A 24,755-nucleotide genomic window follows, 5' to 3' on the forward strand; every position below is an offset into this window, starting at 1 on the left:
GCGAAGGGCCGTACGGTAAAAATCAAAACCGGCTGACGCACTCCATCGCCACCGTTTTAAACTCATCAAAACTGCGGGTGGCGGCAAGGCGGGCCATGGCGCGTTCGCGCAGGAAAGTGACGAAAATATCGTAGATCGCCATCGCTTCTTCATACTCGCTTTTACTGATCGCGAGCAGGAAGATGATATGTGCGGTTTCATCGCCCCAGGCGATACCGTGCGGAGCGATCACCGTATAGACCACGGTCTTTTTCGCCAGTAGTCCAAGGGCGTGGGGTAACGCAATACCGTCGCCAAGCATGGTGCTGACAATAGCCTCACGCTCCACTACCGAATCATGAAATTCCGCATCAACAAACCCCTCCTGCTGTAGCTGTTGGCACAGGGTGGCAAACAGCGTTTGCTGGTCCATCGGCGTATCAATCACCTGAAAATGAGCTTCATCGAAATACTTGTCCAGCATCCACGGGCGGGTCCTGTCCACCAGCACCAGCTTGCCGATTTGATCGAGCTGATAGTCGGTAGGAAACGGCGCGATGGTCACCACCGGCTTATCTTTTTCGCTGATGCGTACGGTGGAGATCACAAAATCTTCTGCGATCTCTTGTCGTTGCTCATACTCGCGCTGCGACAGCGTGGCGGCGATCTCCAGTTGCGGATACTTACGTTGCAGAATGGCTTCAATCATCCGCACCATCGCGTTGCTGGTATCGCACACCAGCAGCACCTGCGGCTGACGCTGATAGCCAATATTGTAGTGGCGCTCCAGCCCGACGCCGATATGCAGCACCAGAAAGCCAATCTCGTTTTCGCTGATGGCATAGGGTGTATATTTCCCCCAGCTGGACACCGCCGCCAGCGTCATATCCCACGCCATCGGATAGTGCTGCTTGATGTTATCAAGCAGCGGGTTAGGGATCATTATCTGGTAGCGCACGCGGGTGATCATGGTCTTAATATGCGTCAGCAGGTCGGCATGCAGCTGGTCGTCATTCAACAGGTTGTAGTTATATTGCTGATTGATATAACGCAGGATGTAGTTCACCAGCGCTTCATCATCATCAGCGCTGATGGTCCCCGGATCGACGTCTTGTACCTGACGCGCGGCTAAGTGCACGCACAGCCACTCCTCTTCCGCTGGCGCAAGCGGTTTATCCGCCAGTTGCTGCATGGCATTTGCCAGCTCCCGCGCGGCATCACGAACGTTATGCGCCACATCATCGGCGCTGAAATCCGCCAGCGGATACCCTTCGCTCACGCGGCGCACCACTACTGCGCCGTACAGGCAGACAAAACGCTCGCCCACGTCGGTCAGGCGGATCTGGTGGCGGGTCAGCGTCTCTTGCAGTATCTGCTCCAGCCGCTCCGGCACGCCGGGAGTCAGCGCTTCTTCGCTGAGCTGCGGATTCAGCGCTCCCTGCTGCGTCAGCTCCCACAGCAGATCGGTCAGACAAGCGCGAATCGACACTTCGCTGCCAAACAGCTTCATACCGTGGCGTGGACGCGTCTCCAGAGTCAGCTGATAACGCTGAAAACGTTCGCGCACCTCGGCCATGTCGCCTTGCAGCGTCGCCCGGCTAACGAACCACTCATCGGCCAGATCTTCCAGCTTGATAGAGAAGGCCGAAGTCAAAAAGCGCACCAGCAAAAAGTGGATCCGATCTGCCGCTGTGCGCGGAATATGCTGCGCTTTTGGCGCGCTCTCTTCCAGGGTCTGATAGCGCAACGGATCGTTAATGACCAGTTGATAACCGCTGCCGCGGCTAAGAGTAAACTGCGCCCCATAGTGCAACAGCAGCTCGTTCAACGCGGTGATATCAGCGCGTACCGTCCGGGTAGAAACCGACAGCCGCTGCGCCAGCTCATCCTGCGGCAGCGTTTCGTTTTGCAGCAGGGTAAACAGCTGCGCTAAACGTGGGTTGGGAAATCGCATGTCGGTTCCTTTTTCTTACGGCTCAGGGTTGAGCAGATATCACCATCTGAGACGGGCTGCCCACCGGGGTATAGTCTGGCGAAAACGTCAGCTTGCCGTCCTTCGGCGCGACGCTAAAGCGGGTGATGTTGTCGCTACGCTGGTTCATGACGTACAGCCACTGGCCCTGGTTATCCAGAGTTAAGGTGCGCGGATAGTCGCCGCGGGTCCAGATATCCTCCTGATGGCTCAGGCTACCGTCGGCCATCACCGTAAAGTGGGCGATGCTGTTATGCAGGCGGTTGGCGACGTACAGCTGTTTACCATCCTGACTGAGGACCAGCCCGGCGGCAAAGCTGGTGCCTCTATACTCTTTGGGCAGCGCGGAGACCGTTTTCCCCTCGCGTAACAGTCCGCTTTGCTTATCAAGATGATAGAAGGTGAGCGTCGAGGCTTCTTCGTTAATCAACCATAGTCCATCACCCTGCGGTGTAAAGACAAAGTGGCGCGGGCCAGCGCCAGGGGACGACGCGGCGATAAACGGCGGATCGTTCGGTGTCAGCTTGCCGCTGGCGTTATCCATCCGGTATTGGTAGATCCTGTCCAGCCCCAGATCGGTAGAGTAAACATATTTACCGCTGGGATCGGCGGCGATCATATGAGCATGTGGGCCGTTATGATCGCTAATGGCAAAGCTGCCTTCGACGGCTGCAGCTGGACGTTCAGCCCCCGCTGGCCCTTGATCCTGGTGGACATCTACCGATTCGCCCAGGCTGCCATCTTCTTTCACCGGCAGCACCGCGATGGTACCGCTAACGTAGTTCGCCACCAGTAGATGACGGCTATCGGGAGTCAGGGAGAGATAAACCGGCCCGGCCCCGCCGGAAGCCACCTGATTCAGCTCGCTCAGTTCACCATTGCTGGCGATACGCCACGCCTGCACCACGCCCTTTTCTACTTCGCTGGCGGCGTACAGGGTTTTACCATCTGCCGAGACGGTAAGCTGGGCGAGGTTCGGCAGCGTGCTAACCAGGGTTTTGTCACTCAATACGCCGGTTTGGCTATCGACTGTAAAACGGTATAGACCTTCCCCGTTAGGGTTGTAGGTGCCGACCCAGGCGTAGTGGGTTTGCGCAGCGGCGCTAGCGGCGAGCAGGGACAGTGAAGCAACAAGCAGGTGACGGGCGGTAGGCATGGTGACTCCTTGATGGTTCGGTGGGGGTTTCCCCTCACCCCGGCCCTCTCCCCAAAGGGGCGAGGGAGAAAACCGAGCGGTCCCCTCTCCCCTTTGGGGAGAGGGTTAGGGTGAGGGGCAATCGACGCTATTTAACTAACTGCTTCGTCATCTCCAGCAACTGACGCACATCTGCCGGACGAGTATTGCCACTGGCTTTATCGATAATTGAACTGTAGATATGCGGGATAATTTTACTCACCCCTGCGTCCAGCGCAATTTTCAGGATTTCGCCGTAGTTTTCCAGATCGATCCCACCGGTTGGCTCCAGCCAGAAATCATGGCGAGCGCAGGCCTCAGCTACCGCAATAAACTCATCGCGATGCTTTAACCCACCCATCGGGAAGTATTTAATCGAGCTGCCGCCCATATCCTTCAGCAGAGCAATTGCGGTTTCTAGCGGCACAATGCCGTCCGGCGCGCCGCTGCTCAGCGGGCCGGTTGAGATCTTCACCATGCCCGGCGTGCCGGTTGGCGACACCAGACCGTTGACCACGGTTTCGTTCTGCCCCAACAGTGCGCGGCTGGTGCCCACGCCAGTAAAGACCTGATTCACGTGCTGCGGCTGCACCTGACGCGAAATTTCGCTGACCATCGCCGACTGGTTTGGATCGCCCGCCCCCAGCCCCACGGAAAGCGCGTTATCAATCAGCTGCGCGTACTCGCGCATATCGGCCACCGCGCTGGCGATATCGGGATAGTTTTTAGAGAGCACGCCGACCAGCACATGACCTTCCGCCGCTTCATAAATCTCGCGAGCGTTGTCTTTACTGCCCGCCAGCACGTTCAGGCAGACGCGGTCACGGTAAAAGTTAGGGGTCAGTTTCATGCGTTTTTCTCCTGGTTCAGAACCTCAGCGATGCGACGGGAGACAATCTCCAGTTGCTGCGCGTTGACGCTGCGCACATCGGCTTCAATAATCCCTTCGTTAGCCTTATAGCCGCGGAAGTAAATAGCGTATTCACCCTGCTTCAGTGCGTTCACCAGCTCGCTGGTGTCCACGCCGGTCACGGCTTCATCAAATTTAATTTCAGCACGCGCGATATCACGACCGGCACTATCCCAGACGACTCGCGCAGTCACGCCGTTGAGGGTATTGAGCTGGTTAATAAACGGTGTCATCTTCTCCACCATCTCTTCACCGCTCTCTTTGGTCGCCGTCAGGTAGTGTTCGATGGCGCAGGTCAGGCCAAGGATCCCCTCTTTGCCGACCTTCATCGCCCGGCCAATACCCATCGACTGGCGTTTGACCCACTCAACGTACTGAGTTTTGCCAATCACCAGTCCGCTGGTTGGCCCTTCGATGGCCTTAGCGCCGCTGTAAATAACCAGATCCGCACCCGCGCGGTAGTAAGCCTGTAAATCCTCTTCTGCCGCCGCATCAACGATCAGCGGCAGATTATGGAGCCGCGCCACCGCTGCCGCCTGCGCCACATTGAGCATGCTTTTCTGCACGCAGTGGTGAGATTTGATATACAAAATCGCCGCGGTACGCGGAGTGATCGCCGCCGCCAGCTGCTCGGCGGAACATTCGTTGGCGTAGCCCGCTTCCACCAGCCTGCCGCCGCCCAGCGCCACCATGGTACCCACCGGCGCGCCAAAGTTGACGTTATGGCCTTTCGGCAACACGATTTCGTTGTTTTCAATCGGCGTCACGTGCAGGTTTTCCAGCAGCCAGTCGCTGTCTTTCACCAGCACCGCCGCCACCGACTGGGCAATGCCTGCTGATGCGCAGGAGACGACGGTCGCCCCTTCCACGTCCAGCAGTTTCGCAATGTAAGCTCCCGTTTTATTCACCAGATCTTTCATCTCGAAGTACTGGTTCATGCCCGCCATCGCGGCTTCAACCACTTCCGGACGCGGAGTGGATACGCCCAGCGCCGTCATGCGCCCGGAGGTATTAATCACCTGTTTTAAATCGTATTTCTCAAAAATCGAAGGCATTTTCCGCGCTCCCTTGTTCGGTCAAATAGCCCTTGCCCGCGCGAATCGCGGCAAGCGGCAGCAGAATCTTGTCGGCCTGAAGACTCTCTTTTTCGGCATCCACCAGCACCGTTGGCGTCTGCGCGAGGGTGAACAGCGTGAGATCGGCGTCATAGCCCACGTCAAGCTGCCCTTTGTGCGCCAGGTGAAGACCGTCGGCGACATTTGCCGTCACGCAGTCGATAACCTGCGGTAGCGACATACCGATAGCGAGGAATTTGGACATCACCAGCGCCAGCGAGCGCACCGGGCCGTCAATACGGTTGCGGCAGTAGATATCGGAGCTGATAGTGTGCGGCAGAATGCCCATCGCAATCGCCCGGCGCGCGACTTCAAAGCTGAAGCTGGCAGTACCGTGACCGACATCGAGGCACACCCCGCGCTGTAAAGCCCGGGTAATCGAGCTTTTCAGCTCGCCGGACGGCGTCAGGATGCGGTTGGGTTTGCCGTTGTAGCAATGGGTAATAATGTCGCCAGAAGTCAGCAGGTCGGCGATTTCATCGAGGTTCGGCGGATTATTGCCGATATGCACCATCAGCGGCAGGTCACCATTTTCCTGCTGGATAGTCTTCGCACGCTCCAGCGGCGTAATGCCGTTTTCGCCCACCACGCTGCTGCTCATCCGCGCCTTCAGGCCGACGATGAAATTCGGGTAGCGGTTGACCGCCTGCTTCACCGCATCAGCATCAATATTCGCCATATTGGCCAGTTCGTTCTGAGCAATCAGCCCGACGCGGGAAATGTTGAGCAGCGCATAAACCTCGGTCGCCGCTTTGCGGGTTAACTGATAGAAATCGTCAACGTCGTCAGCGCCGGTGCTGCCTGCGTCAACCACGGTGGTCACGCCGGTGGCAATGCCCACGCTGTCCGGCTCATCGTGATAAATCGGTGAGTTCGGGTAGCAGTGGACGTGAGAGTCAATCCAGCCTGCGCTGACGTAATAGTTGCCGTCCAGCTCGACGGTTTTTCGCGAGGGCGCGCTAATCTCGCCCAGCGCCGCGATCTTTCCGTCCCGAATGGCAATATCCGTGATGGTATCGTCAACGAGGCGCGCGCGGCGCAGGAGTAAATCAAACATAGCTATCTCCTGTTAGAGCGGGCGCAACGGCGCCCGCAGGACTTAACTAATCGCAATCGGGAAGAGGGTACCGAGGATCATCGCGCCAAGGATCGCGCCGCCGGTAATCGGCTTCTGCCAGATATAGAACAGCAGCGCGCCCAACAGAGAACCGATACCGATAGGAATCGATGCGCTCATCGCGCTGAGGATAATCAACGGTCCAAGGAAGCGGCCGGAAGCATTACCCGCGCCCATCATGACGTCGGCACCGTAGGTAGAGTCACTCTGGTTGATGGTGAATTTACGCGCCAGAATGATGATGTAGCCAATCGCCAGGCCAATGACCAGACCGGTAACCAGGGAAGCAATAAAGTTGGTCACCGGGAACATGATGCCCGCGCCGAGCAGCAGCGCTGGAACGCCCAAGCCGACGCCGGTCTGAATCGCCCCGCCGATATCCAGAATCCCCACCAGCGAGCCTTCAATAATACGAGCAAACAGGAAGCTGGCGCCGAACGCCGCCACCGCACCGTAGGCTCCGGTATCAATTCCCGCCTTCAGCATCGCCACGAAAGCTACTTCGTTAAACGCGCCGATGCCGTAGAGGTAGTACATATGCGTCCCGGCGAAAACACCGGAAGAGAGAAGACCAACAAAGATCGGGAACGACCAGTCGGCATACCAAAAACCTTTATTTTGTTCCATTGCGAGGCTCCTGTTATTTACCGCTGAGCGAGTTGTGGATCAGTTCCAGCCAGTTCGGCACGGTCATATGGAAGGATTCAATCATCTTCATATCGAAGCCGCGGAAGAAGCCGCTCAGAACAAACAGCGCGACAATAGCGACCATCATCACCTTAGTGACGCGATGCCAACCGCTCTCTTCCACACCCTTACCAATCAGGATACCCAGCACCAGCCCCGGTACGGCATTGCCCATAATCAGCTGCGCCGCACCGCCGAAAATCGTCGCCCAGAAGCCCGATTTCTTACCCGCATCAATCGCCGCCAGCCAGAAGATAACCGGCATCACGATGTTCACCAGCAGGTTTGCCGCCGGTACCAGCACTTTGACTGCAGTTACCTGCAGCGCTTCCGGTACTGAAGAGGCGGTCAGGTTAAGGAAGGTGACGACAATCATGCCGATGATGCCGCAGGAGATAGCCATCTTCCTCGGATCGTGCAGCGTTTCGCCGACGTTGCGGTTTTTGATCATCAACGCCGCCGCGCCCCAGTTGGGAATAATGCGGTGATCGACGTCCTGAGTGAAGGAGCCTGCTGCGACGGAAGAAGCCCAGGCGTTAAAGAAGAAACCAAGGCCAAAAGAGAAGTGGGAAGCCGGATCGCCTTCACATGAATTCAGCTCGCCCAACGTACGAAATGCGCCCATCCCTTGCGTGGTGGGCGCATGAAACATACGTGCCGCTCCGGCGCCCACGCCGACGCCAACCAGGCCGCCGATGATGAGCGATTTTATTAAAATTATCAGGAACATAATCTGACCCTTTGGTAAAATCAGGTTTGCGTGACGAAATCCACTTTATCGAGATTAATGGCGGTCACGGTGACGGTGACGTTCAGCTCAACGCTGTAGGTCCGTCGTTCACGGCGCAGAAAGATGAACAAGAACGCCTCTTTCCGTACCGCTTCTCGCGCATGAACAACCTCCACATCCTGTGGTTCAATACGCAGTAAGATGTGCGGCGACGTTTTCATTACCGCCGCCTGGACATGGTTCAGAGCATCGGCGAAAGCGCGTGTTTTGCTCTCGCCTTTGCCGGTAACGCTCACCGTGGTGGTGAATTGCTCTTTCATACTCACACGCCGTATTTCTTCTTCCAGGCTTCAACCAGGCGCTCGCCCAGCTCTTCTTTATCCATAAAGCCGAAGCCCAGAACGTTGTAACCTTCGTTGATAGCGGTGACGCCCTCATCAACGGAACGCATGCCATATTTTGCTTTGTAGCCGTGCTTATTCTGTGCGGTGATAGCTCCTGCCCCGCCGCTGCCGCAGAAGGAGATACCGAAAGTGGCGTTTTCGGCTTTCATCATGTCGCCCAGTTTCATATCCGCTGCGACGCCCGGTACCACAACGGCACGAGCACCGGCTTTTTCCGCACCTGCGGCAACTTTTTGTCCTTTACCCAGGCGATCGCCAATGACTACGGTGATTTGTTCCATGTTTTGCTCCTTACAGGTTTTCTTTTGCGACTTCGAAGTGGACGGACAGCAGCCAGGCTTCTTCATCTGGCAGATTGCCGAACTGCGCGACCACTTCGCGGGCCAGCATCATTGAATCTTCTGAAATCTCTTCGAACAGGCTGGCATCCACGTCCGGCAGCGGCTCGCCGCTGATTGACCGATGGGCCATCGCCCGCACGTGGGAAGTCAGCATTTGCTCCTGAACGTCGTTGGGGACGATATTGCGGCGGCTTAACAGTGCGAAGACCTGCTGCAGCATCTCGTCGGCCAGCCTTTCGGTTAGCGTGGCCTGCTCCTCTGGGACGTGTGTTACCGCTCCGTTATTCACTTGAATTACCCCGTTGATGTCTCTGGGGATAACACTAATGCCAGGGGGAAAGAGTTTGTAGCGAGTTGTTTTCCACTTCGAAGTGGAAAGGAAGAAGGCAGGCGTGATCTATTTCACATAGTTATTGTGAATGTATTAATTTCAATGAATGCGTGTGATGAATATCACAAGTTCATCGGTTTAAAAGTGGCTAAAACAGACGTGCAGGAAAAGTGAAAAATGTGATGGTGAAGGGTTTTTGGGGAATCCATCCGCTTGCGCGAGCTTTAAGAACAGGTTTGGGTTTGGTAGGCCGGGCAAGGCGTTAGCCGCCGCCCGGCAGAAATACCAACGATCTAAAGACGATTAACGGTACTTCTTGTGGTACTCATTGCGGGTGGTTTTAAACTCTTCCGCTGCGGCCTGGGCCTCTTTGACTTTGCCTTCGTCAGCCAGCTTCAGCGCACCGTCGATCTGGCCGATTAGCACATCAAAACCGTGACGATAGTCTTTCATTTCCGCACTGTCCGCCGCTTTGCCTTCCAGCTTCGGCGGCGTCTCTTTCTGCGCGTCTACCGCCGCAGTACGCATCTTGTTCAGCGCGGTTTTCAGCTCACCGGCATCCGAGGTTTTTTGCACCACTTGCAGGTTCTCAGCAAGGGTATCCATGTCTTCGCCCAGATCGGCGAAAGCCGATGCCGAACCGAGCGCAAAAGCCGATACAGCCAGCATCGTTAATAGTTTTTTACGCATTGCTCACTTCCTTTTTTATTATTGACACACAGGTGTTATTGCCCGGCGATCTTCATCTCCGGCAGCAGCACGGAACCACACTGAATGTTGCTGCGCGTTTCGATATCGTCGCCGATGGTCACGATATTACGCCACATATCTTTCAGATTTCCTGCAATGGTGATCTCACTGACGGGATACTGAATTTCGCCGTTTTCTACCCAGAAGCCGGATGCGCCGCGTGAGTAGTCGCCGGTGACGCCGCTAACACCCTGCCCCATCAGTTCAGTCACCACAAGACCGGTGCCCATCTCTTTAAGCAACTTTTCAAAACTCAGGCCACGGCCGTTAATGCGCCAGTTGTGGATCCCGCCCGCGTGGCCGGTGCTCTTCAGCCCCAGCTTACGCGCGGAATAGTTGGTCAGTAGCCACTGGGTCAACACGCCATCTTTAATAATGTCGCGACGCTCTGTACGCACGCCTTCGCTATCAAACGGGGTGGAAGCCAGCCCTTTCAGCAGGTGCGGATGCTCTTCAATGGTCAGCCAATCCGGCAGAATTTGGCTACCCAGGGAATCGAGCAGGAAGGTGGATTTACGATAAACCGAGCCGCCGGCAATCGCTCCGACCAGGTGACCAAAAAGCCCGGTCGCCACTTCATTAGCGAAAATCACCGGCGCTTTCATCGTTGACAGTTTACGCGGAGCCAGACGCGACAGGGTGCGGCGGGCGCACTCTTCGCCGACCCACTCCGGCGATTGTAAATCTTCAAGCGCCCGGCCGATGGTGTAGGCGTAATCACACTCCATGTCGCCGTTTTCTTCGGCAATCACGCAACTGGAGAGTGAATGACGAGTTGAGCAGTAGCTTTGCAGCATGCCGTGGCTGTTGCCGAACACCTTAATGCCGTAGTGGCTGTTAAAGCTGCCGCCTTCGGTATTGCTGATGCGTTTATCCGCTTTCAATGCGACCTGCTCTGCACGAGAGGCCAGCTCAATCGCTTCGTCCGGGGAGACTTCCGCCGGGTGGAACAGATCGAGATCCGGAGCCTCAAAGGCCAGCAGTTCTTTATCCGCCACGCCTGCGAACGGGTCCGGTGAGGTATAGCGCGCGATATCCAGCGCCGCCTGTACCGTACGGGCAATGGCCTGCGGGCTGAGGTCGGTCGAGGAGGCGCTGCCTTTGCGATTCTGGTGATAAACGGTGATGCCCAGAGCACCATCGCTATTAAATTCTACGTTCTCCACTTCACCGTAGCGGGTGCTGACGCCAATGCCGGTGGTTTTGCTGACGGAGACTTCAGCCCCGTCGGATTTGCCTGCCGCCAGTTCCAGCGCCGTGGTCACGGCTTCTTCCAGCGTCTTACGCTGTTGTGCAACTTGAGAGATAACTTTCATTGCTAATGCCATAATGTAAGAAGGAGTTAACTGAAGTCTAACAGAGAACCATTTTTCAGTGCGCGCCTTAACTGGTAACATTAGCCTCTTTTTTAAGGAGCCTGAGATGACAAAGCAGCCCGAAGACTGGCTCGACGATGTCCCTGGTGATGACGTCGAAGATGAAGACGATGAAATTATCTGGGTCAGTAAAAGTGAAATTAAGCGCGACGCCGAAGAACTGAAGCGTCTTGGCGCGGAAATGGTAGAGCTTGGGAAAAACGCGCTGGATAAAATCCCGCTGGATACCGACCTGCGCGATGCCATTGAACTCGCCCAACGCATCAAGAAAGAAGGCCGCCGCCGCCAGATGCAGCTGATTGGCAAAATGCTGCGTAACCGCGATGTCGATCCGATTCGCCAGGCGCTGGATAAGCTAAAGAACCGCCACAACCAGCAGGTTGCGCTGTTCCACAAGCTCGAACAAATCCGCGATCGTCTGATTGATAATGGTGATGACGCCGTTGCTGAAGTGCTGAACCTGTGGCCGGACGCCGACCGTCAGCAGCTGCGTTCGCTTATTCGTAACGCCAAAAAAGAGAAAGAAGGCAATAAGCCACCGAAGTCCGCGCGTCTTATCTTCCAGTATCTGCGTGAACTGGCCGAGAGCGAAGGCTAATTCCGAATGACTCCCCCGGATTAAGGTCTGTGCCTGATCCGGGCGACCAAACCGATCGTACATCTTTTAAAATCGGTTTTAATTTTTCATTTTCATTTAAGATCACTTCTTAATTTAACGTTTATTTCACAAAACCAGTTATCTTTTCCAGACAATCTCTCGATCCCTCTACGCTATCAGCGACTCCGCAATAAATTCAACAATCTGTTTTTATTCGATTAAATAAAAAAACCTTTCTTTAAAACGCTAACGTTACCAGCAGTTTGCTTATCTTTGATCCACCTCTCAAAACGATTTTTGTATTTCATTCATTATTATAATGAAAAATTAATTTCATTAACGCACAAAACAAGAAGTCATACGCAAGCGCACTCTGGCCAGTCAGTTCTGTTAATTAAAACCAGGCATCTGCAGTGGCGGAAGGTTTGGCGTCATTACAGTAAGGCACATGTTTTACTTAAGAGAATTCAATCCCTTATGGAGAAAACTTATGTCACTCACCACCAGTAATGATGACCTCGACGCGCTGGTCGCCCGGGTACGAAAGGCGCAGCAGGCGTATGCGAACTTTCCTCAGGAGAAAGTCGACAAAATATTCCGCGCTGCCGCTTTAGCCGCCGCTGATGCCCGCATTCCGCTGGCGAAAATGGCGGTCGCCGAGTCCGGCATGGGCATCGTGGAAGATAAAGTGATTAAAAACCACTTCGCGTCTGAATATATCTACAACGCTTATAAAGACGAAAAAACCTGCGGGGTTCTTGGCGAAGACGAAGCCTTTGGCACCATGACCATCGCCGAGCCCATTGGGCTAATCTGCGGGATTGTCCCCACCACCAATCCGACTTCTACCGCTATTTTTAAATCGCTAATTAGCCTGAAAACCCGTAACGGCATCGTCTTCTCGCCGCATCCGCGGGCGAAAAACGCCACCAACCGCGCGGCGGAAATTGTGCTGCGCGCCGCAGTCGAGGCTGGTGCGCCGCCTGACATCATTGGCTGGATTGATGAACCGACCGTGGACCTATCCAACCGCCTGATGCACCACCCGGATATCAATCTGATCCTCGCCACCGGCGGACCGGGTATGGTGAAGGCCGCCTACAGCTCGGGTAAACCGGCAATTGGCGTCGGTGCCGGTAACACCCCGGTGGTCATTGATGAAACCGCTGACGTAAAACGCGCGGTGGCCTCCATCCTGATGTCCAAAACCTTCGATAACGGCGTGATCTGCGCCTCCGAACAGTCGGTGGTGGTGGTCGATGCCGTCTATAACGCGGTGCGCGAGCGTTTCGCCAGCCACGGCGGCTATCTGTTACAGGGAAAAGAGCTGAAAGCGGTTCAGGGCATCCTGCTGAAAAACGGCGCGCTAAACGCGGCGATTGTCGGGCAATCGGCGGTTAAAATTGCCGAAATGGCCGGGATCAGCGTGCCTGCCGATACCAAAATCCTGATTGGCGAAGTTAAAGCTATCGACGACAGCGAGCCTTTTGCCCATGAAAAGCTCTCCCCGACGCTGGCCATGTATCGGGCGAAAGATTTCGCCGACGCCGTGGAGAAAGCGGTGAAGCTGGTCGATATGGGCGGCATCGGCCACACCTCCTGCCTCTATACCGACCAGGATAACCAGGCTGCGCGGGTGATGACCTTTGGCGAAAAAATGAAAACCGCGCGCATCCTGATTAACACCCCGACCTCCCACGGCGGCATTGGCGATCTCTATAACTTTAGTCTCGCGCCTTCCCTGACCCTGGGCTGCGGCTCCTGGGGCGGTAACTCTATCTCAGAAAACGTCGGGCCGAAGCATCTGATCAACAAGAAAACAGTGGCAAAGCGAGCTGAAAATATGCTGTGGCATAAACTTCCGAAATCCATCTATTTCCGCCGCGGCTCTCTGCCCATCGCGCTGGATGAAGTGATCACCGATGGCCATAAGCGCGCGCTGATCGTCACCGACCGCTTCCTGTTCAACAACGGCTACGCGGATCAGATCACCTCGGTGCTGAAAGCGGCGGGCGTCGAAACCGAAGTCTTCTTTGAAGTGGAAGCCGACCCGACGCTGACCATCGTGCGCAAAGGCGCAGAGCTGGCTAACTCCTTCAAGCCCGACGTCATCATCGCCCTGGGCGGCGGCTCGCCGATGGATGCGGCGAAAATCATGTGGGTGATGTACGAGCATCCGGAAACCCACTTCGAAGAGCTGGCGCTGCGCTTTATGGATATCCGCAAGCGTATCTACACCTTCCCGAAAATGGGCGTCAAAGCCCGGATGGTGGCGATCACCACCACTTCCGGCACCGGCTCCGAAGTCACGCCGTTTGCGGTGGTGACCGACGATGCCACCGGACAGAAATATCCACTGGCGGACTACGCCCTGACCCCGGATATGGCGATTGTCGATGCTAACCTGGTGATGGATATGCCGAAGTCCCTGTGCGCCTTCGGCGGCCTGGATGCGGTGACCCACGCTATCGAAGCCTATGTTTCCGTGCTGGCCTCAGAGTTCTCCGATGGCCAGGCGCTACAGGCGCTGAAGCTGCTGAAAGCGTACCTGCCAGCTTCTTACCATGAAGGCTCGAAAAACCCGGTGGCCCGCGAGCGCGTCCATAATGCGGCAACCATCGCCGGGATCGCCTTTGCTAACGCCTTCCTCGGGGTGTGCCACTCCATGGCGCACAAACTGGGCTCACAGTTCCACATTCCGCACGGTCTGGCGAATGCGCTGATGATCTGCAACGTCATTCGCTATAACGCCAACGATAACCCGACCAAGCAAACGGCTTTCAGCCAATACGACCGTCCACAGGCCCGCCGTCGGTACGCAGAGATTGCAGATCATTTAGGCCTGAGCGCACCGGGAGACCGCACAGCGGCGAAAATCGAGAAGCTGCTGGCGTGGCTGGAGAGCATCAAAGCCGAGCTGGGCATTCCGAAATCCATCCGCGAGGCGGGCGTGCAGGAAGCCGATTTCCTCGCCCACGTCGATAAGCTGTCCGAAGACGCCTTCGATGACCAGTGCACCGGCGCTAACCCACGCTATCCGCTGATTTCTGAATTGAAACAGCTGCTGTTAGACAGCTACTACGGAAATAAATACGCGGAAAAATTACCGGCCGCTGCCGCAGAAAAGCCCAGCAAAGCGGAGGCCGTCGCGCAGAAATAATCAGTTAATCAACATTCAAAAGAGTGGCTGACCCGGCGGTAAGTGATTACCGCCGCTCAGAGCCAGATTTTTAGAGAGAGTCGAAAGATATCATCATGGAGAAAAATATGACTACTGTACCAAGATTGAAATATTTCGTTGATGGTCAATGGCGCGTTTCGCAGACCGAACGCTATATGGACGTCTACAACCCAAGCACCGGCGAAGTCATGGCTCAGGCCCCCTGCTGCACCGAGCAAGAAGTGCTGGATGCCGTTGCTGCGGCCCGCAAAGCCTTCCCGGCGTGGTCAGATACTCCGGCAATTAAACGCTCGCAAATTATGTTCCGCGTTCGCGAATTATTAATGCAGCATCAAGAACGCTTAACCGAGCTGGTGGCAAAAGAAAACGGTAAAGCCTGGGGCGATGCCCAGGGCGACGTCTTAAAAGCCAAAGAAGGCACCGAGCTGGCCTGTTCTATCCCCACGTTACTGGCGGGTGAAAACCTGATGGATGCTTCCGCCGGTATTGACACCAACCTGTACCGCGAACCGATTGGCGTGTTCGCTGGTATCGTGCCGTTTAACTTCCCGGCGATGATCCCGATGGGATGGATGGCGCCATTATGCGTCGCTTCCGGTAACACTATGGTCATTAAAGCCGCCAGTATGACGCCGATGACCTGTATGGAAATCACCAAACTCTATCAGGAAGCGGGCGTGCCGGATGGGGTTATCAACGTCGTGACCTGTTCGCGTAACGAAGCCGATATTCTGCTGACCCACCCGGATGTTAACGGCGTCTCCTTCGTCGGTTCCACCTCCGTGGGCCTGCACGTTTACTCCAAAGCCGCCGCCCATGGCAAACGCGTCCAGGCGCTGTGCGAAGCAAAAAACCACGCACTGGTGCTGGCTGACGCGCCGATTAACCGCACCGCCGCAGGGATTATCAACGCCGCCTTCGGCTGCGCGGGTGAACGCTGCATGGCGCTGCCGGTCGTCGTGGTGCAGGAAGAGATCGCCGATAAGCTGATTGCCGCCGTCGTCGAAAAAGCCAAACAGCTGAAAATCGGCCCCGGGTATCTGCACGATACCGATATGGGTCCGGTGATTTCCAAAGATCACAAACAGTCGGTTATCAACTGGATTAATAAAGGCATCGAAGAAGGCGCGAAGCTGGTGCTCGATGGTCGCAATACCACGGTGCCGGGTCTGGAAAAGGGCTTTTACGTTGGTCCAACCGTGCTGGATCATGTGACCGAAGAGATGAGCGTCGGGACCCAGGAAATCTTCGGGCCAGTGCTGTGCTTTAAACGGGTGAAAACCTTCGAAGAAGGTCTGCAGTTAATGAACAATAACCCGTTCGCCAACGGTTCGGTTATTTTCACCCAAAGCGGCTACTACGCGCGTGAGTTCCAGAAACGCACCCACGGCGGCATGGTGGGAATTAACGTTGGTATCCCGGTACCGGTTGGCGTGTTCCCGTTCTCAGGCCATAAACAGTCGTTCTTCGGCGACCTGCACTGCCTGGGCAAAGACGGCGTGCGTTTCTATACCGAATCAAAATGCGTGACCTCGCGCTGGTTTGATGAAGAAGAAGCGAAACGTGAAAAAGTCGACTCCTGGGACGGTACGATTTAATCGGAAATATAAATATTATCCTAAATAATTCAAGTTGCCGGGAAACCAGCACACCAGTAGCTTGAAGTATGACTAGTATAGCTCCCTCCAGATATTGCCCCGGCAATATCTGGAGCATTAATAGGATTTTTTTACTCTGCACGTGTCGCTGAGTTTCAAATGACGAATGCACACTAAAAAAATCCTTAATATTAAATGGAGTTTCCTATGACCCAGGCCTTCTCAATTCCACGCAGTATTATTTATGGCGAAGATGCTTTAGAACATCTGTCGACGCTGAGCGGTAAAAAAGCCGCATTAGTCACCGGCGGAAGTTCAATGAAGCGTTTTGGTTTTCTGGATAAAGCCATCGGCGAACTAAATAAAGCGGGTATGGAATGCATTGTTATCGATAATGTCGAGCCCAACCCGTCCATTAAGACCGTCTGGCGCGGCGCAAAAGAGATGCTGGCGTTCGAACCGGACTGGATTGTGGCGATTGGCGGCGGCTCCGCGCTGGATGCCGCCAAGGTGATGTGGTGTTTCTATGAGCACCCAGAGCTGAAGTTTGAAGACATTATCCCCGTCGGCTCCATGCCGCCGCTGCGCAACAAAGCCCGGTTTGTGGCCATTCCCTCCACCAGCGGCAGCGCCTCTGAAATCACTGCATTCTCGGTGATTACCGATACGGCGAACCATATCAAGTACCCCATTGTTGCCGCCGACCTGGTGCCGGATATCGCCATTCTTGACCCCACAATTCCGGCCAAAATGCCGCCGCACGTTACCGCTCATACCGGGATGGACGTCATGACCCATGCGCTCGAAGCTTATGTGTCCACTGCAGCCAACTCGTTTACCGATCCCTATGCCATCGAGGCCATTCGTCTGGTGTTTGAGCATCTGGAAACCGCATACCGCTCACCTGATGATTTAAACGCGCGTATGCATATGCATAATGCCTCTGCGCTGGCGGGGATTGCCTTTACTAACGCATCATTAGGGTTAGTGCATTCGATGGCGCATAAAATAGGTGGTGAATTTGGAATTACCCATGGCCTGGCGAACGCCATTATGTTGCCTTATATCATCCAATATAATGCGAAGTTCACTAAAAAATATCGCCAGCTGGAAGAGGCCTTAGGAATAAATAATTTGATTGAGGCGCTCAATGAGCTGAATAAACGTCTGGGCATTCCGAAAACGTTAAGTCAATGTGATGAAGTTGAGATCAATGAAGTCACCTTCGTTAATGTACTCGACAGAATGAGCGGTAATGCCGTTGACGATCCGTGCACGTTAACTAACCCTAATTATCCTTCAGTTCAGGATGTGAAGGGGTTATATACCAAAGCATTTTACGGCGCATGATGCTCATCGCACCCGTTTTTTAAGCTAAAAAGTCGTTAAAGAAGGCCGCATGGGTAACCAGATCCCCTGCGGCCTTCTTGTTTCTGTAAGCATATAACATCCCACGCAAAACCAAAGCTGAATCGTTAAAGCTAAAATTGATTAAATTCACATAATTTTTAGCAACAACACATTTCTGTTACCGATTAAAGCGATCAATTCCTCATTTACAAACATGAAATAGCGTGTTTTCTCACCAGGTGAGGCACTTCACATTTTCATCATCCACTTGCCACTAAATTCCTTACATCAGCAACACAATCGATTCAGCAAAAGGAATGAAAAATGAAAAAGACATTAGCTTTGACAGCAATTGCGATGCTTATCTCTGCGCCAGCCATGGCTAAAACGTGGGTGCTGACAAGCGCTGAAAGCGGCATGGATAAAGGAAATTGGCAGATAACCAGCGACCAGCTGAAGATTAAAGATCATCATTTCAGCATTGAGCAAAAAGTCCTTCACGGCGGTAAACAAGAAGGCAGCAAAATCCTTGTGATCCAGAGTAAAGACGGCCTGACTATCACTCTAAGCCCAACTCGCGGCATGAACTTGCTGAAAATCGAAGGATTCGGTTCACGAATGGGTTGGGATTCGCCGGTGAAAGAGGTAGTCAACCCGGCCTTTATTAACCTCGAAAGCCGCAACGGTCTGGGATGGCTGGAAGGTTTCAATGAGATGATGGTGCGCTGCGGCTACGAATGGACCGGTCACCCGGTGACTGCTGATGGGCAGATTTATACCCTGCATGGCAAAGTCGGTAATACGCCCGCCTCACAGGTGGAAGTTGAAGTGGCAGATACCGCGCCGTATGAAATCCGCATTCGCGGACTGGTGAAAGAGAGCACTTTCAAGAAAGCAGATTTGCAGACCATGACCGAGCTGCGCTATGTGCCCGGCAGCAATAGCTTCAGCCTGCATGATGTGTTAACCAACCATGCCGACTATCCGCATGACTATCAAATTATCTACCACAGCAATTTCGGTAAGCCGATCCTCGAAGAGGGCGCGCGTTTCCTGGCACCGATAGCCAGCATCAGTCCGTTCAATGATTATGCCAAAGCCGGTTTAAAAACGTGGCAAACCTATGCCGGTCCGACTAAAGATTTCGATGAAATGGTGTTTAATATGCAGCCGTTAGCGGACGAGAATCACCAGACGCTAGCTGCAGTGGTCAATAAAGCCGGAGATAAAGGGGCATCGATTCAGTTTGATACCCGCCAGTTGCCGGTGCTGACGCTGTGGAAAAACACCGATACCGAGAAACAGGGCTACGTCACCGGTATTGAGCCGGGCACCAGCTACGCCTATCCGGTAACCATTGAGCGTGAACAAAAACGCGTTAAGCAGCTTCAGCCTGGGGCCAGCACCCAATTTGACCTGACCTATACGCTGCTGCACAGCAGCGAGCAGGTGGCCGACGTTGAGAAGAGAATTGCGGCGATTCAGGGCGATACCAAAGTGGCAGAAAACGAAACGCCGATCGCGAAGGAGTAGCGCTGTTTCCCGGAGGCGGTGCTATGCATCTCCCCGGGCTACCGGTCCGCAGACGGTGATGCACCTGTAGCCCGGGCAGGCGCTTTGCGCCGCCCCCGGGGCAGAGTGGCTGAATTCCCGGAGGCGATGCTGCGCATCTGTCCGGGCTACAGAACTACAGAACCTTGACCACGCCAACCTGATCCATGACCACCTGACGCAAATCCTGCGCAAAGCGCTGATACTGCGCCTCATCAATCGGCTGCGGATAACTCAACACAATCAACTCATGATCGGCTATCCCTTGATGATAGGTCGGGTGGCTATGTAACCAGGTATTCGCGTAAAAGCCCATCGTTTCATAGAAGCGCAGGCGTTTGTGGGCTATCTCGCTGGTCAGCGGATCAATTTCCAGAATAGTTAGCGGTTCACGTTTGAGGATTTCAGCCAATAGCTGCTTGCCGTAGCCGCGCGAGCGCAGCGTATCGTCAATAGCCAGATGCTCAATATAGCTGTAATCGGCAAAACGCCAGCAACCGCTCAGCCCGATAAACAACGCGTCGTCAAACCAGGCTTCCAGCACATAATTCTGATTGTGAAGCGCCTGCAGTTTAGCATCGGCTTCACGTTGTTCATGCCACGGAAACGCCCGACAGTACAACGCATCAAGCGCGGGAAAATGAGCGGAATTGGGGGAGGTCACTCTTTCAGAGATCAACATGACGGCTCCTGGTCACAAAAGACAGCTGCCCTCGCGTGGAGGGCAGCCAAACGAAGAGTATTGCTTACTCGGTCGCGGCGGCTTTTTGAGCCAGTTTATCCAGCAGCTTCTGATGGATACCGCCAAAACCGCCGTTACTCATCACCAGGATGTGGTCACCCGGATGCGCCGTTTTGACAATCATATCCACCAGCGTATCAACATCAGCGCTCCAGTGAGCAGGCTGTATGCAGGCATCGGCAACTTCAGCCACCAGCCACGGAATATGCTGCGGCTGCAGCAGGAAGACTTCATCTGCACGCCCGAGAGACGGCGCCAGATCGTCTTTGCTAAGCCCCATCTTCATCGTGTTGGAACGTGGCTCAAGCACGGCAAGAATACGCGCAGTGCCGCCGACCTTGCCGCGTAATGCCTGCAGGGTCGCCAGAATCGCCGTCGGATGGTGGGCAAAGTCGTCATATACGGTAACGCCGTTGGCTTCGCCGCGCAGCTCCAGACGACGACGGGCATTGATAAAGCTGCCCAACGCATTGGCCGCGTCAGCAGGCAGCACGCCCACATGACGGGCGGCGGCAATCGCCATCAGGCCGTTATGCATATTATGCTCTCCGACCAGCGCCCATTTCACTTCACCGACTTTCTCGCCGTCCAACCACACTTCCCATGAGGAAGCGTCGGTGGTGAGTTTTTTCGCCTGCCAGTGCCCCTGCTCGCCGACCAGCTCCTGCTCGCTCCAGCAGCCCATCGCCATCGTCTGTTTTAGATTGATGTCATTTTCCGGCAGGATAATCTTGCCTTTGCCCGGCACGATTCGCACCAGGTGATGGAACTGTTTCTGAATCGCTTTCAGGTCGTCAAAAATATCCGCATGATCAAACTCAAGGTTGTTGAGAATCAGCGTGCGCGGGCAGTAATGAACAAACTTGGAGCGTTTATCAAAGAAAGCGCAGTCGTATTCATCGGCTTCAATCACGAAGAATGGGCTGTCGCCAAGTCGCGCGGAAACATCAAAATTACCCGGTACGCCGCCGATGACAAATCCCGGCTTATAGCCGCAGACTTCGAGGATCCAGGTCGCCATTCCGGCAGTGGTGGTTTTTCCGTGCGTCCCGGCTACCGCCAGCACCCAGCGATCGCGCAGCACGAAATCGTGCAGCCACTGCGGCCCGGACATGTACGGAATGTTGTTTTCCAGCACCGCTTCCACGCATGGATTTCCTCGCGTCATCGCGTTACCGATGATCACCAGATCCGGCTGAGGATCCAGCTGGCTGGCATCATATCCTTGAATTAACTCAATTCCTTGATTTTCCAGCAGGGTACTCATTGGCGGATAAACGTTCTCATCCGACCCCGTTACCTCATGACCGAGGGAACGCGCCAGCATCGCCAGCCCCCCCATAAACGTGCCACAGATTCCTAAAATATGAATGCGCATTCGTCATTTCCTTCTCTTATCTGAAGCACAGTTTACCGGGATGTGGGGGGGGAAAGAAATGCATTTCAGGCGAATCCGTATTTTGCTGGCGCGATTCACCTGTGCGAGATTTTTTTATTCTTTGTTAAGATTGTTGCGTTCGTTTTACTTCACATAAACATGCAGGGAACGGGTTATGAAAACGTTAGGTGAATTTATTGTCGAAAAGCAGCACGAATTCTCTCACGCGACTGGCGAGCTGACTTCGTTATTATCGGCAATAAAGTTAGGCGCCAAGATCATCCACCGCGATATCAACAAGGCCGGTCTGGTCGATATCCTGGGTGCCAGCGGTGCTGAAAACGTTCAGGGCGAGGTGCAGCAAAAACTCGACCTGTTTGCTAATGAAAAATTAAAAGCAGCACTGAAAGCACGCGATATTGTCGCCGGGATCGCCTCCGAAGAAGAAGATGAAATCGTCGTCTTTGAAGGGTGTGAACACGCTAAATACGTGGTACTGATGGACCCTCTGGATGGTTCCTCTAACATCGACGTTAACGTCTCCGTCGGAACGATTTTCTCTATCTACCGCCGCGTCACGCCGGTAGGTACGCCTGTTACCGAAGAAGATTTTCTGCAACCGGGCAGCAAACAGGTCGCGGCAGGCTATGTGGTTTATGGTTCATCGACCATGTTGGTCTATACCACCGGCTGCGGCGTTCACGCCTTCACCTATGACCCGTCTCTTGGCGTCTTCTGCCTGTCCCAGGAGCGCATGCGCTTCCCGGAAAAGGGCAACACCTACTCCATCAACGAAGGCAACTACATCAAGTTCCCGATGGGTGTGAAGAAGTACATTAAATATTGCCAGGAAGAAGATATCGGCACCCAGCGCCCGTATACCTCGCGCTATATCGGCTCTCTGGTGGCGGATTTCCACCGCAACCTGCTCAAAGGCGGCATCTATCTCTACCCAAGCACCGCCAGCCACCCGGACGGTAAGCTACGTCTGCTGTACGAATGCAACCCGATGGCGTTCCTTGCAGAACAGGCGGGCGGCAAGGCCAGCGACGGTAAAGAGCGCATTCTGGATATCATCCCGGAAAGCCTGCACCAGCGCCGTTCCTTCTTCGTCGGCAACAACCATATGGTTGAAGACGTTGAGAACTTAATTAAAGAGTTCCCGGACGCGTAATCAGCTCGAAGATACCCCCTCTCCCCCGTGGGGAGAGGGTTAGCCCCAAATCACGCCACGCTATAGCGCTGAATCAATGTCTGCAACGTATTCTTCAGCACTGCGCTGCGCGCCTCCCCCAACTCACTTAGTACGCTCTCTTCAAAGCGCGCAGCCTCGGTGTTCAGCTCGCGCACCAGCCGACGCCCTTCCTCCGTCACCGTCACCCAACTCTGCCGCCGATCGCCGCTCTGGCTTTCACAGCGCTCCACCTGTTGCTGTTTCTCCAGCTGATGCAGTAGTCGGGTAATGGTCGGCTGCTTGCTCACCGTTTTTAACGCCAGCTCGCTGACGCTGGTTGGCCCATTGCCTTCCAGCACCGACAGCACGCGCCACTCCAGCACCGAGAAGCCGCGCGCCTCCACTACCGTGTGGAACTCCGATGACACCACCAGCCACGCTTGCCCCAGCAGCGCCGGTAAATAGCTGTTAATGAATGTCGGTGAGCCTGACATCGGTACCTCCTGCGGTTAATAGCGCCCGGACAGCAGCGAACCAAAGCCCGGCACCCTGGTATCCAGGCGCAGACGGTTGAGCATCATCCATGTAGTGGCGACGGACGACGAGATCACCGGCAGTCCCACGCGATCCTCAATCAGTTGGATAGAGGGCAGCGACGGCATCTGAACACAGGCCGAGGCGACAATCGCATCAACATTGGTATTGAGCTTTTTAGTCAGCTCAACCGGTGCCAGCGGATTCTGGCGGCCTACTTCGAGGTTATAGGGGATCTCCAGCGACAGGCTATCCACCACTTCGATCCCTTCATTTTCAATGTAGTCGATCACCAGTTGCGTCAGCGGCTTCATATACGGCGTGAGGATCGATACCCGCTTCGCGCCGATCGCCTGTAGCCCTTCCACTAGCGCGCCCGCGCTGGTAATCACTGGCGACGGATGGCCGTTTTCCACGGTCCGCGCGTGCAGACGCTCTTCGGAAATGCGGTGGTAGCCTTTACCCATACTCATGATGGCCACCAGGCACGCGTAGCCCAGCACGTCCACAGCGGCGTCGGACAGTTCCAGCGCGCAGCGATCGCTGTCCGCGTCCATCGCCGACAATTCCTCTTTCGATACCTTCTTCATGCGCATCCGGCTGGAGTGGAAGGTAAAACGCTCCGAGGCGATCGCCTCTCTGGCGCGCAGGATCGCCGGGATCTCCGTCTCCATGGTGGTGTTCGACGACGGTACAATCTGGCCAATACGGAAATGACGTGGGGTCTGCATCAGTTTTGCTCCTGGAACGGCTCCGCCGCCTCATTCTGACCGCTAAAATCCAGTGAACTCTCAACGGAATCATGGAAAGTCGCCGCGTTCTGGGCACGACGGTTAACCTGCAAATCGAAAATATCGAAACGGTTATAGTGGCCGGTGATGTCGTGCATCTGCCGCGGCTGAATACAGCGGTTGAGGTCAATCTCGGCGTAGACGATGCCCTCTTTATCAATCAGCGGTTCGCCCACTACGCGTCCGTCCGGGCCAATCACCCCGGAGAAGGCACTATTCGGCCGCGCCAGCAGTTCACGCGCTTCGGGATGGGTTTGCGCCATTGCCTCAACGATCTCTTCGCTAACGGTCGAACAAGCGATCACTGTAAACACCTTGCCCTCAAAGCAGTGCGCCGAGGCGCGCAGGCGAATAGCCTCCGCCATGTCGTAATCCTTCGGCGCCACCGGCAGCGCGATATAGCTGGCCACGTGTACCAGTTCGCCCTGCGCCAGCAGCGAAAAACGCGCCAGCGTGTTGGTGTTCTCGCCGCAGGCCAGCGCCCCCAGCGGGCCTATGCTGGTTTTGTGCACTCGCAGCGACGACGCGTCGCCGTTGGCCCACGTCAGTTTTTCCGCCCAGGTCGGCACCAGTTTGCGATGGCGGCCAATAATTTTGCCTTCGTCGTTGATGGTCACCAGCGTGTTATAGAGCGTGGCGATACTCTGCGGATGGCGTTCGTTGACGCCAATCACCACGTTCACCTTATGGCGTGCGGCGGCCTGGGCGATTTTACGAATCTCCGGCCCGGGTACTTCAATCGCGCTACGGCACAGCTTTTCAAACCACGGGCTTCCTTCCACCGGGTTCATCACCCAGCTCCAGTACGGATAACCGGCGATAAACACTTCCGGGAAGGCCACCAGCTTCGCGCCGTTGCTTGCCGCTTCGGCAATCAGGCAGCAGGCTTTATCAACGGTGGCGTCAGTGTCGAGAAACACCGGCGAGGCCTGTACGGCTGCGGCGGTAAATTTGGCTAATTCCAGCATCATT

23 protein-coding genes are annotated in these 24,755 nt (G+C 55.0%); 6 read left to right on the top strand and 17 right to left on the bottom strand.

Going from position 1 to position 24,755, the window contains the following annotated elements; translation table 11 throughout:
* Nucleotides 1–22: 22 nt before the first annotated feature.
* From AC07P6_RS27230 to pmbA, 12 genes are all read right to left on the bottom strand, one after another.
* Nucleotides 23–1,933, bottom strand: coding sequence for a BglG family transcription antiterminator (locus AC07P6_RS27230; RefSeq protein WP_181483863.1), 1,911 nt, complete (start codon nucleotides 1,931–1,933; stop codon nucleotides 23–25).
* A gap of 22 nt (nucleotides 1,934–1,955) precedes the next feature.
* Nucleotides 1,956–3,107: a lactonase family protein gene (locus tag AC07P6_RS27235; protein ID WP_478315107.1), complete on the bottom strand. Its 1,152-nt coding sequence runs from the start codon at nucleotides 3,105–3,107 to the stop codon at nucleotides 1,956–1,958.
* Between the two features lie 127 nt (nucleotides 3,108–3,234).
* A complete protein-coding gene (dagF, locus tag AC07P6_RS27240) occupies nucleotides 3,235–3,975 on the bottom strand; it encodes a 2-dehydro-3-deoxy-phosphogluconate aldolase (protein WP_182235861.1) in 741 nt (246 codons plus the stop codon).
* Complete coding sequence (locus AC07P6_RS27245; protein WP_181483866.1) at nucleotides 3,972–5,090, bottom strand: DgaE family pyridoxal phosphate-dependent ammonia lyase; 1,119 nt, start codon at nucleotides 5,088–5,090, stop codon at nucleotides 3,972–3,974. Before AC07P6_RS27245 ends, dagF begins: the two co-directional genes overlap by 4 nt.
* Nucleotides 5,074–6,207, bottom strand: a complete 1,134-nt coding sequence (locus AC07P6_RS27250; RefSeq protein WP_478315108.1) for an amidohydrolase/deacetylase family metallohydrolase — start codon at nucleotides 6,205–6,207, stop codon at nucleotides 5,074–5,076. Before AC07P6_RS27250 ends, AC07P6_RS27245 begins: the two co-directional genes overlap by 17 nt.
* Before the next feature lie 42 nt (nucleotides 6,208–6,249).
* The gene (locus AC07P6_RS27255) at nucleotides 6,250–6,894 is read right to left on the bottom strand and encodes a DUF4310 family protein (RefSeq protein WP_112216249.1); all 645 of its coding nucleotides are present in this window, start codon (nucleotides 6,892–6,894) and stop codon (nucleotides 6,250–6,252) included.
* A gap of 13 nt (nucleotides 6,895–6,907) precedes the next feature.
* On the bottom strand, nucleotides 6,908–7,684 hold the full coding sequence (locus AC07P6_RS27260) for a DUF4311 domain-containing protein (protein WP_112216248.1): 777 nt from the start codon (nucleotides 7,682–7,684) through the stop codon (nucleotides 6,908–6,910).
* Nucleotides 7,685–7,704: 20 nt separating this feature from the next.
* The gene (locus tag AC07P6_RS27265; protein ID WP_181483868.1) at nucleotides 7,705–8,004 is read right to left on the bottom strand and encodes a DUF4312 family protein; all 300 of its coding nucleotides are present in this window, start codon (nucleotides 8,002–8,004) and stop codon (nucleotides 7,705–7,707) included.
* Between the two features lie 2 nt (nucleotides 8,005–8,006).
* Nucleotides 8,007–8,369, bottom strand: coding sequence for an SFCGS family glycine-rich protein (locus AC07P6_RS27270; RefSeq protein ID WP_110276583.1), 363 nt, complete (start codon nucleotides 8,367–8,369; stop codon nucleotides 8,007–8,009).
* A 10-nt stretch (nucleotides 8,370–8,379) separates the two neighbouring features.
* On the bottom strand, nucleotides 8,380–8,718 hold the full coding sequence (locus AC07P6_RS27275; protein WP_110276582.1) for a glycine dehydrogenase: 339 nt from the start codon (nucleotides 8,716–8,718) through the stop codon (nucleotides 8,380–8,382).
* A 345-nt stretch (nucleotides 8,719–9,063) separates the two neighbouring features.
* Complete coding sequence (cybC, locus tag AC07P6_RS27280; RefSeq protein WP_478315109.1) at nucleotides 9,064–9,450, bottom strand: cytochrome b562; 387 nt, start codon at nucleotides 9,448–9,450, stop codon at nucleotides 9,064–9,066.
* A gap of 35 nt (nucleotides 9,451–9,485) precedes the next feature.
* The gene (pmbA, locus tag AC07P6_RS27285) at nucleotides 9,486–10,838 is read right to left on the bottom strand and encodes a metalloprotease PmbA (protein ID WP_478315110.1); all 1,353 of its coding nucleotides are present in this window, start codon (nucleotides 10,836–10,838) and stop codon (nucleotides 9,486–9,488) included.
* A 94-nt stretch (nucleotides 10,839–10,932) separates the two neighbouring features.
* Here pmbA and yjgA point away from each other — a divergent pair, with 94 nt between their 5' ends.
* The 5 genes from yjgA (at nucleotide 10,933) to AC07P6_RS27310 (ending at nucleotide 19,146) form a co-directional block, all read left to right on the top strand.
* Nucleotides 10,933–11,484 (top strand): ribosome biogenesis factor YjgA, encoded by a 552-nt coding sequence (gene yjgA, locus AC07P6_RS27290; RefSeq protein ID WP_110276580.1) that lies wholly within the window; start codon nucleotides 10,933–10,935, stop codon nucleotides 11,482–11,484.
* Nucleotides 11,485–11,974: 490 nt separating this feature from the next.
* A complete protein-coding gene (gene adhE, locus AC07P6_RS27295) occupies nucleotides 11,975–14,644 on the top strand; it encodes a bifunctional acetaldehyde-CoA/alcohol dehydrogenase (RefSeq protein ID WP_478315111.1) in 2,670 nt (889 codons plus the stop codon).
* Between the two features lie 107 nt (nucleotides 14,645–14,751).
* The gene (locus AC07P6_RS27300; protein ID WP_181483873.1) at nucleotides 14,752–16,263 is read left to right on the top strand and encodes a CoA-acylating methylmalonate-semialdehyde dehydrogenase; all 1,512 of its coding nucleotides are present in this window, start codon (nucleotides 14,752–14,754) and stop codon (nucleotides 16,261–16,263) included.
* Nucleotides 16,264–16,470: 207 nt separating this feature from the next.
* Entirely contained in the window at nucleotides 16,471–17,613 is a 1,143-nt protein-coding gene (locus AC07P6_RS27305; protein WP_304255434.1) for an iron-containing alcohol dehydrogenase, read from the top strand.
* 324 nt (nucleotides 17,614–17,937) lie between these two features.
* A complete protein-coding gene (locus AC07P6_RS27310) occupies nucleotides 17,938–19,146 on the top strand; it encodes a DUF4432 family protein (protein WP_475698974.1) in 1,209 nt (402 codons plus the stop codon).
* A 154-nt stretch (nucleotides 19,147–19,300) separates the two neighbouring features.
* Here AC07P6_RS27310 and AC07P6_RS27315 read toward each other — a convergent pair whose 3' ends face one another.
* On the bottom strand, nucleotides 19,301–19,846 hold the full coding sequence (locus AC07P6_RS27315) for a GNAT family N-acetyltransferase (protein ID WP_478315112.1): 546 nt from the start codon (nucleotides 19,844–19,846) through the stop codon (nucleotides 19,301–19,303).
* Between the two features lie 64 nt (nucleotides 19,847–19,910).
* Nucleotides 19,911–21,284 carry a UDP-N-acetylmuramate:L-alanyl-gamma-D-glutamyl-meso-diaminopimelate ligase gene (mpl, locus tag AC07P6_RS27320; RefSeq protein WP_478315113.1) on the bottom strand — a complete coding sequence of 458 codons (1,374 nt, stop codon included), beginning with the start codon at nucleotides 21,282–21,284 and terminating at the stop codon, nucleotides 19,911–19,913.
* 175 nt (nucleotides 21,285–21,459) lie between these two features.
* Between mpl and fbp the strand changes: the two genes are divergently transcribed.
* The gene (fbp, locus tag AC07P6_RS27325) at nucleotides 21,460–22,458 is read left to right on the top strand and encodes a class 1 fructose-bisphosphatase (protein WP_110274397.1); all 999 of its coding nucleotides are present in this window, start codon (nucleotides 21,460–21,462) and stop codon (nucleotides 22,456–22,458) included.
* A 50-nt stretch (nucleotides 22,459–22,508) separates the two neighbouring features.
* On the opposite strand, the gene AC07P6_RS27330 is transcribed toward fbp, so the two are convergent.
* From AC07P6_RS27330 to AC07P6_RS27340, 3 genes are read right to left on the bottom strand one after another with little or no spacing between them, the layout of a single operon-like run.
* Complete coding sequence (locus AC07P6_RS27330) at nucleotides 22,509–22,952, bottom strand: MarR family winged helix-turn-helix transcriptional regulator (RefSeq protein ID WP_478315114.1); 444 nt, start codon at nucleotides 22,950–22,952, stop codon at nucleotides 22,509–22,511.
* Nucleotides 22,953–22,967: 15 nt separating this feature from the next.
* Nucleotides 22,968–23,723, bottom strand: coding sequence for a maleate cis-trans isomerase family protein (locus tag AC07P6_RS27335; RefSeq protein ID WP_478315115.1), 756 nt, complete (start codon nucleotides 23,721–23,723; stop codon nucleotides 22,968–22,970).
* A complete protein-coding gene (locus AC07P6_RS27340; RefSeq protein WP_478315116.1) occupies nucleotides 23,723–24,754 on the bottom strand; it encodes a carbon-nitrogen hydrolase family protein in 1,032 nt (343 codons plus the stop codon). The genes AC07P6_RS27335 and AC07P6_RS27340 overlap by 1 nt, the downstream gene beginning before the upstream one ends.
* Nucleotide 24,755: the final 1 nt, after the last annotated feature.

The organism is Klebsiella sp. GFKo11 (genome assembly GCF_056490265.1).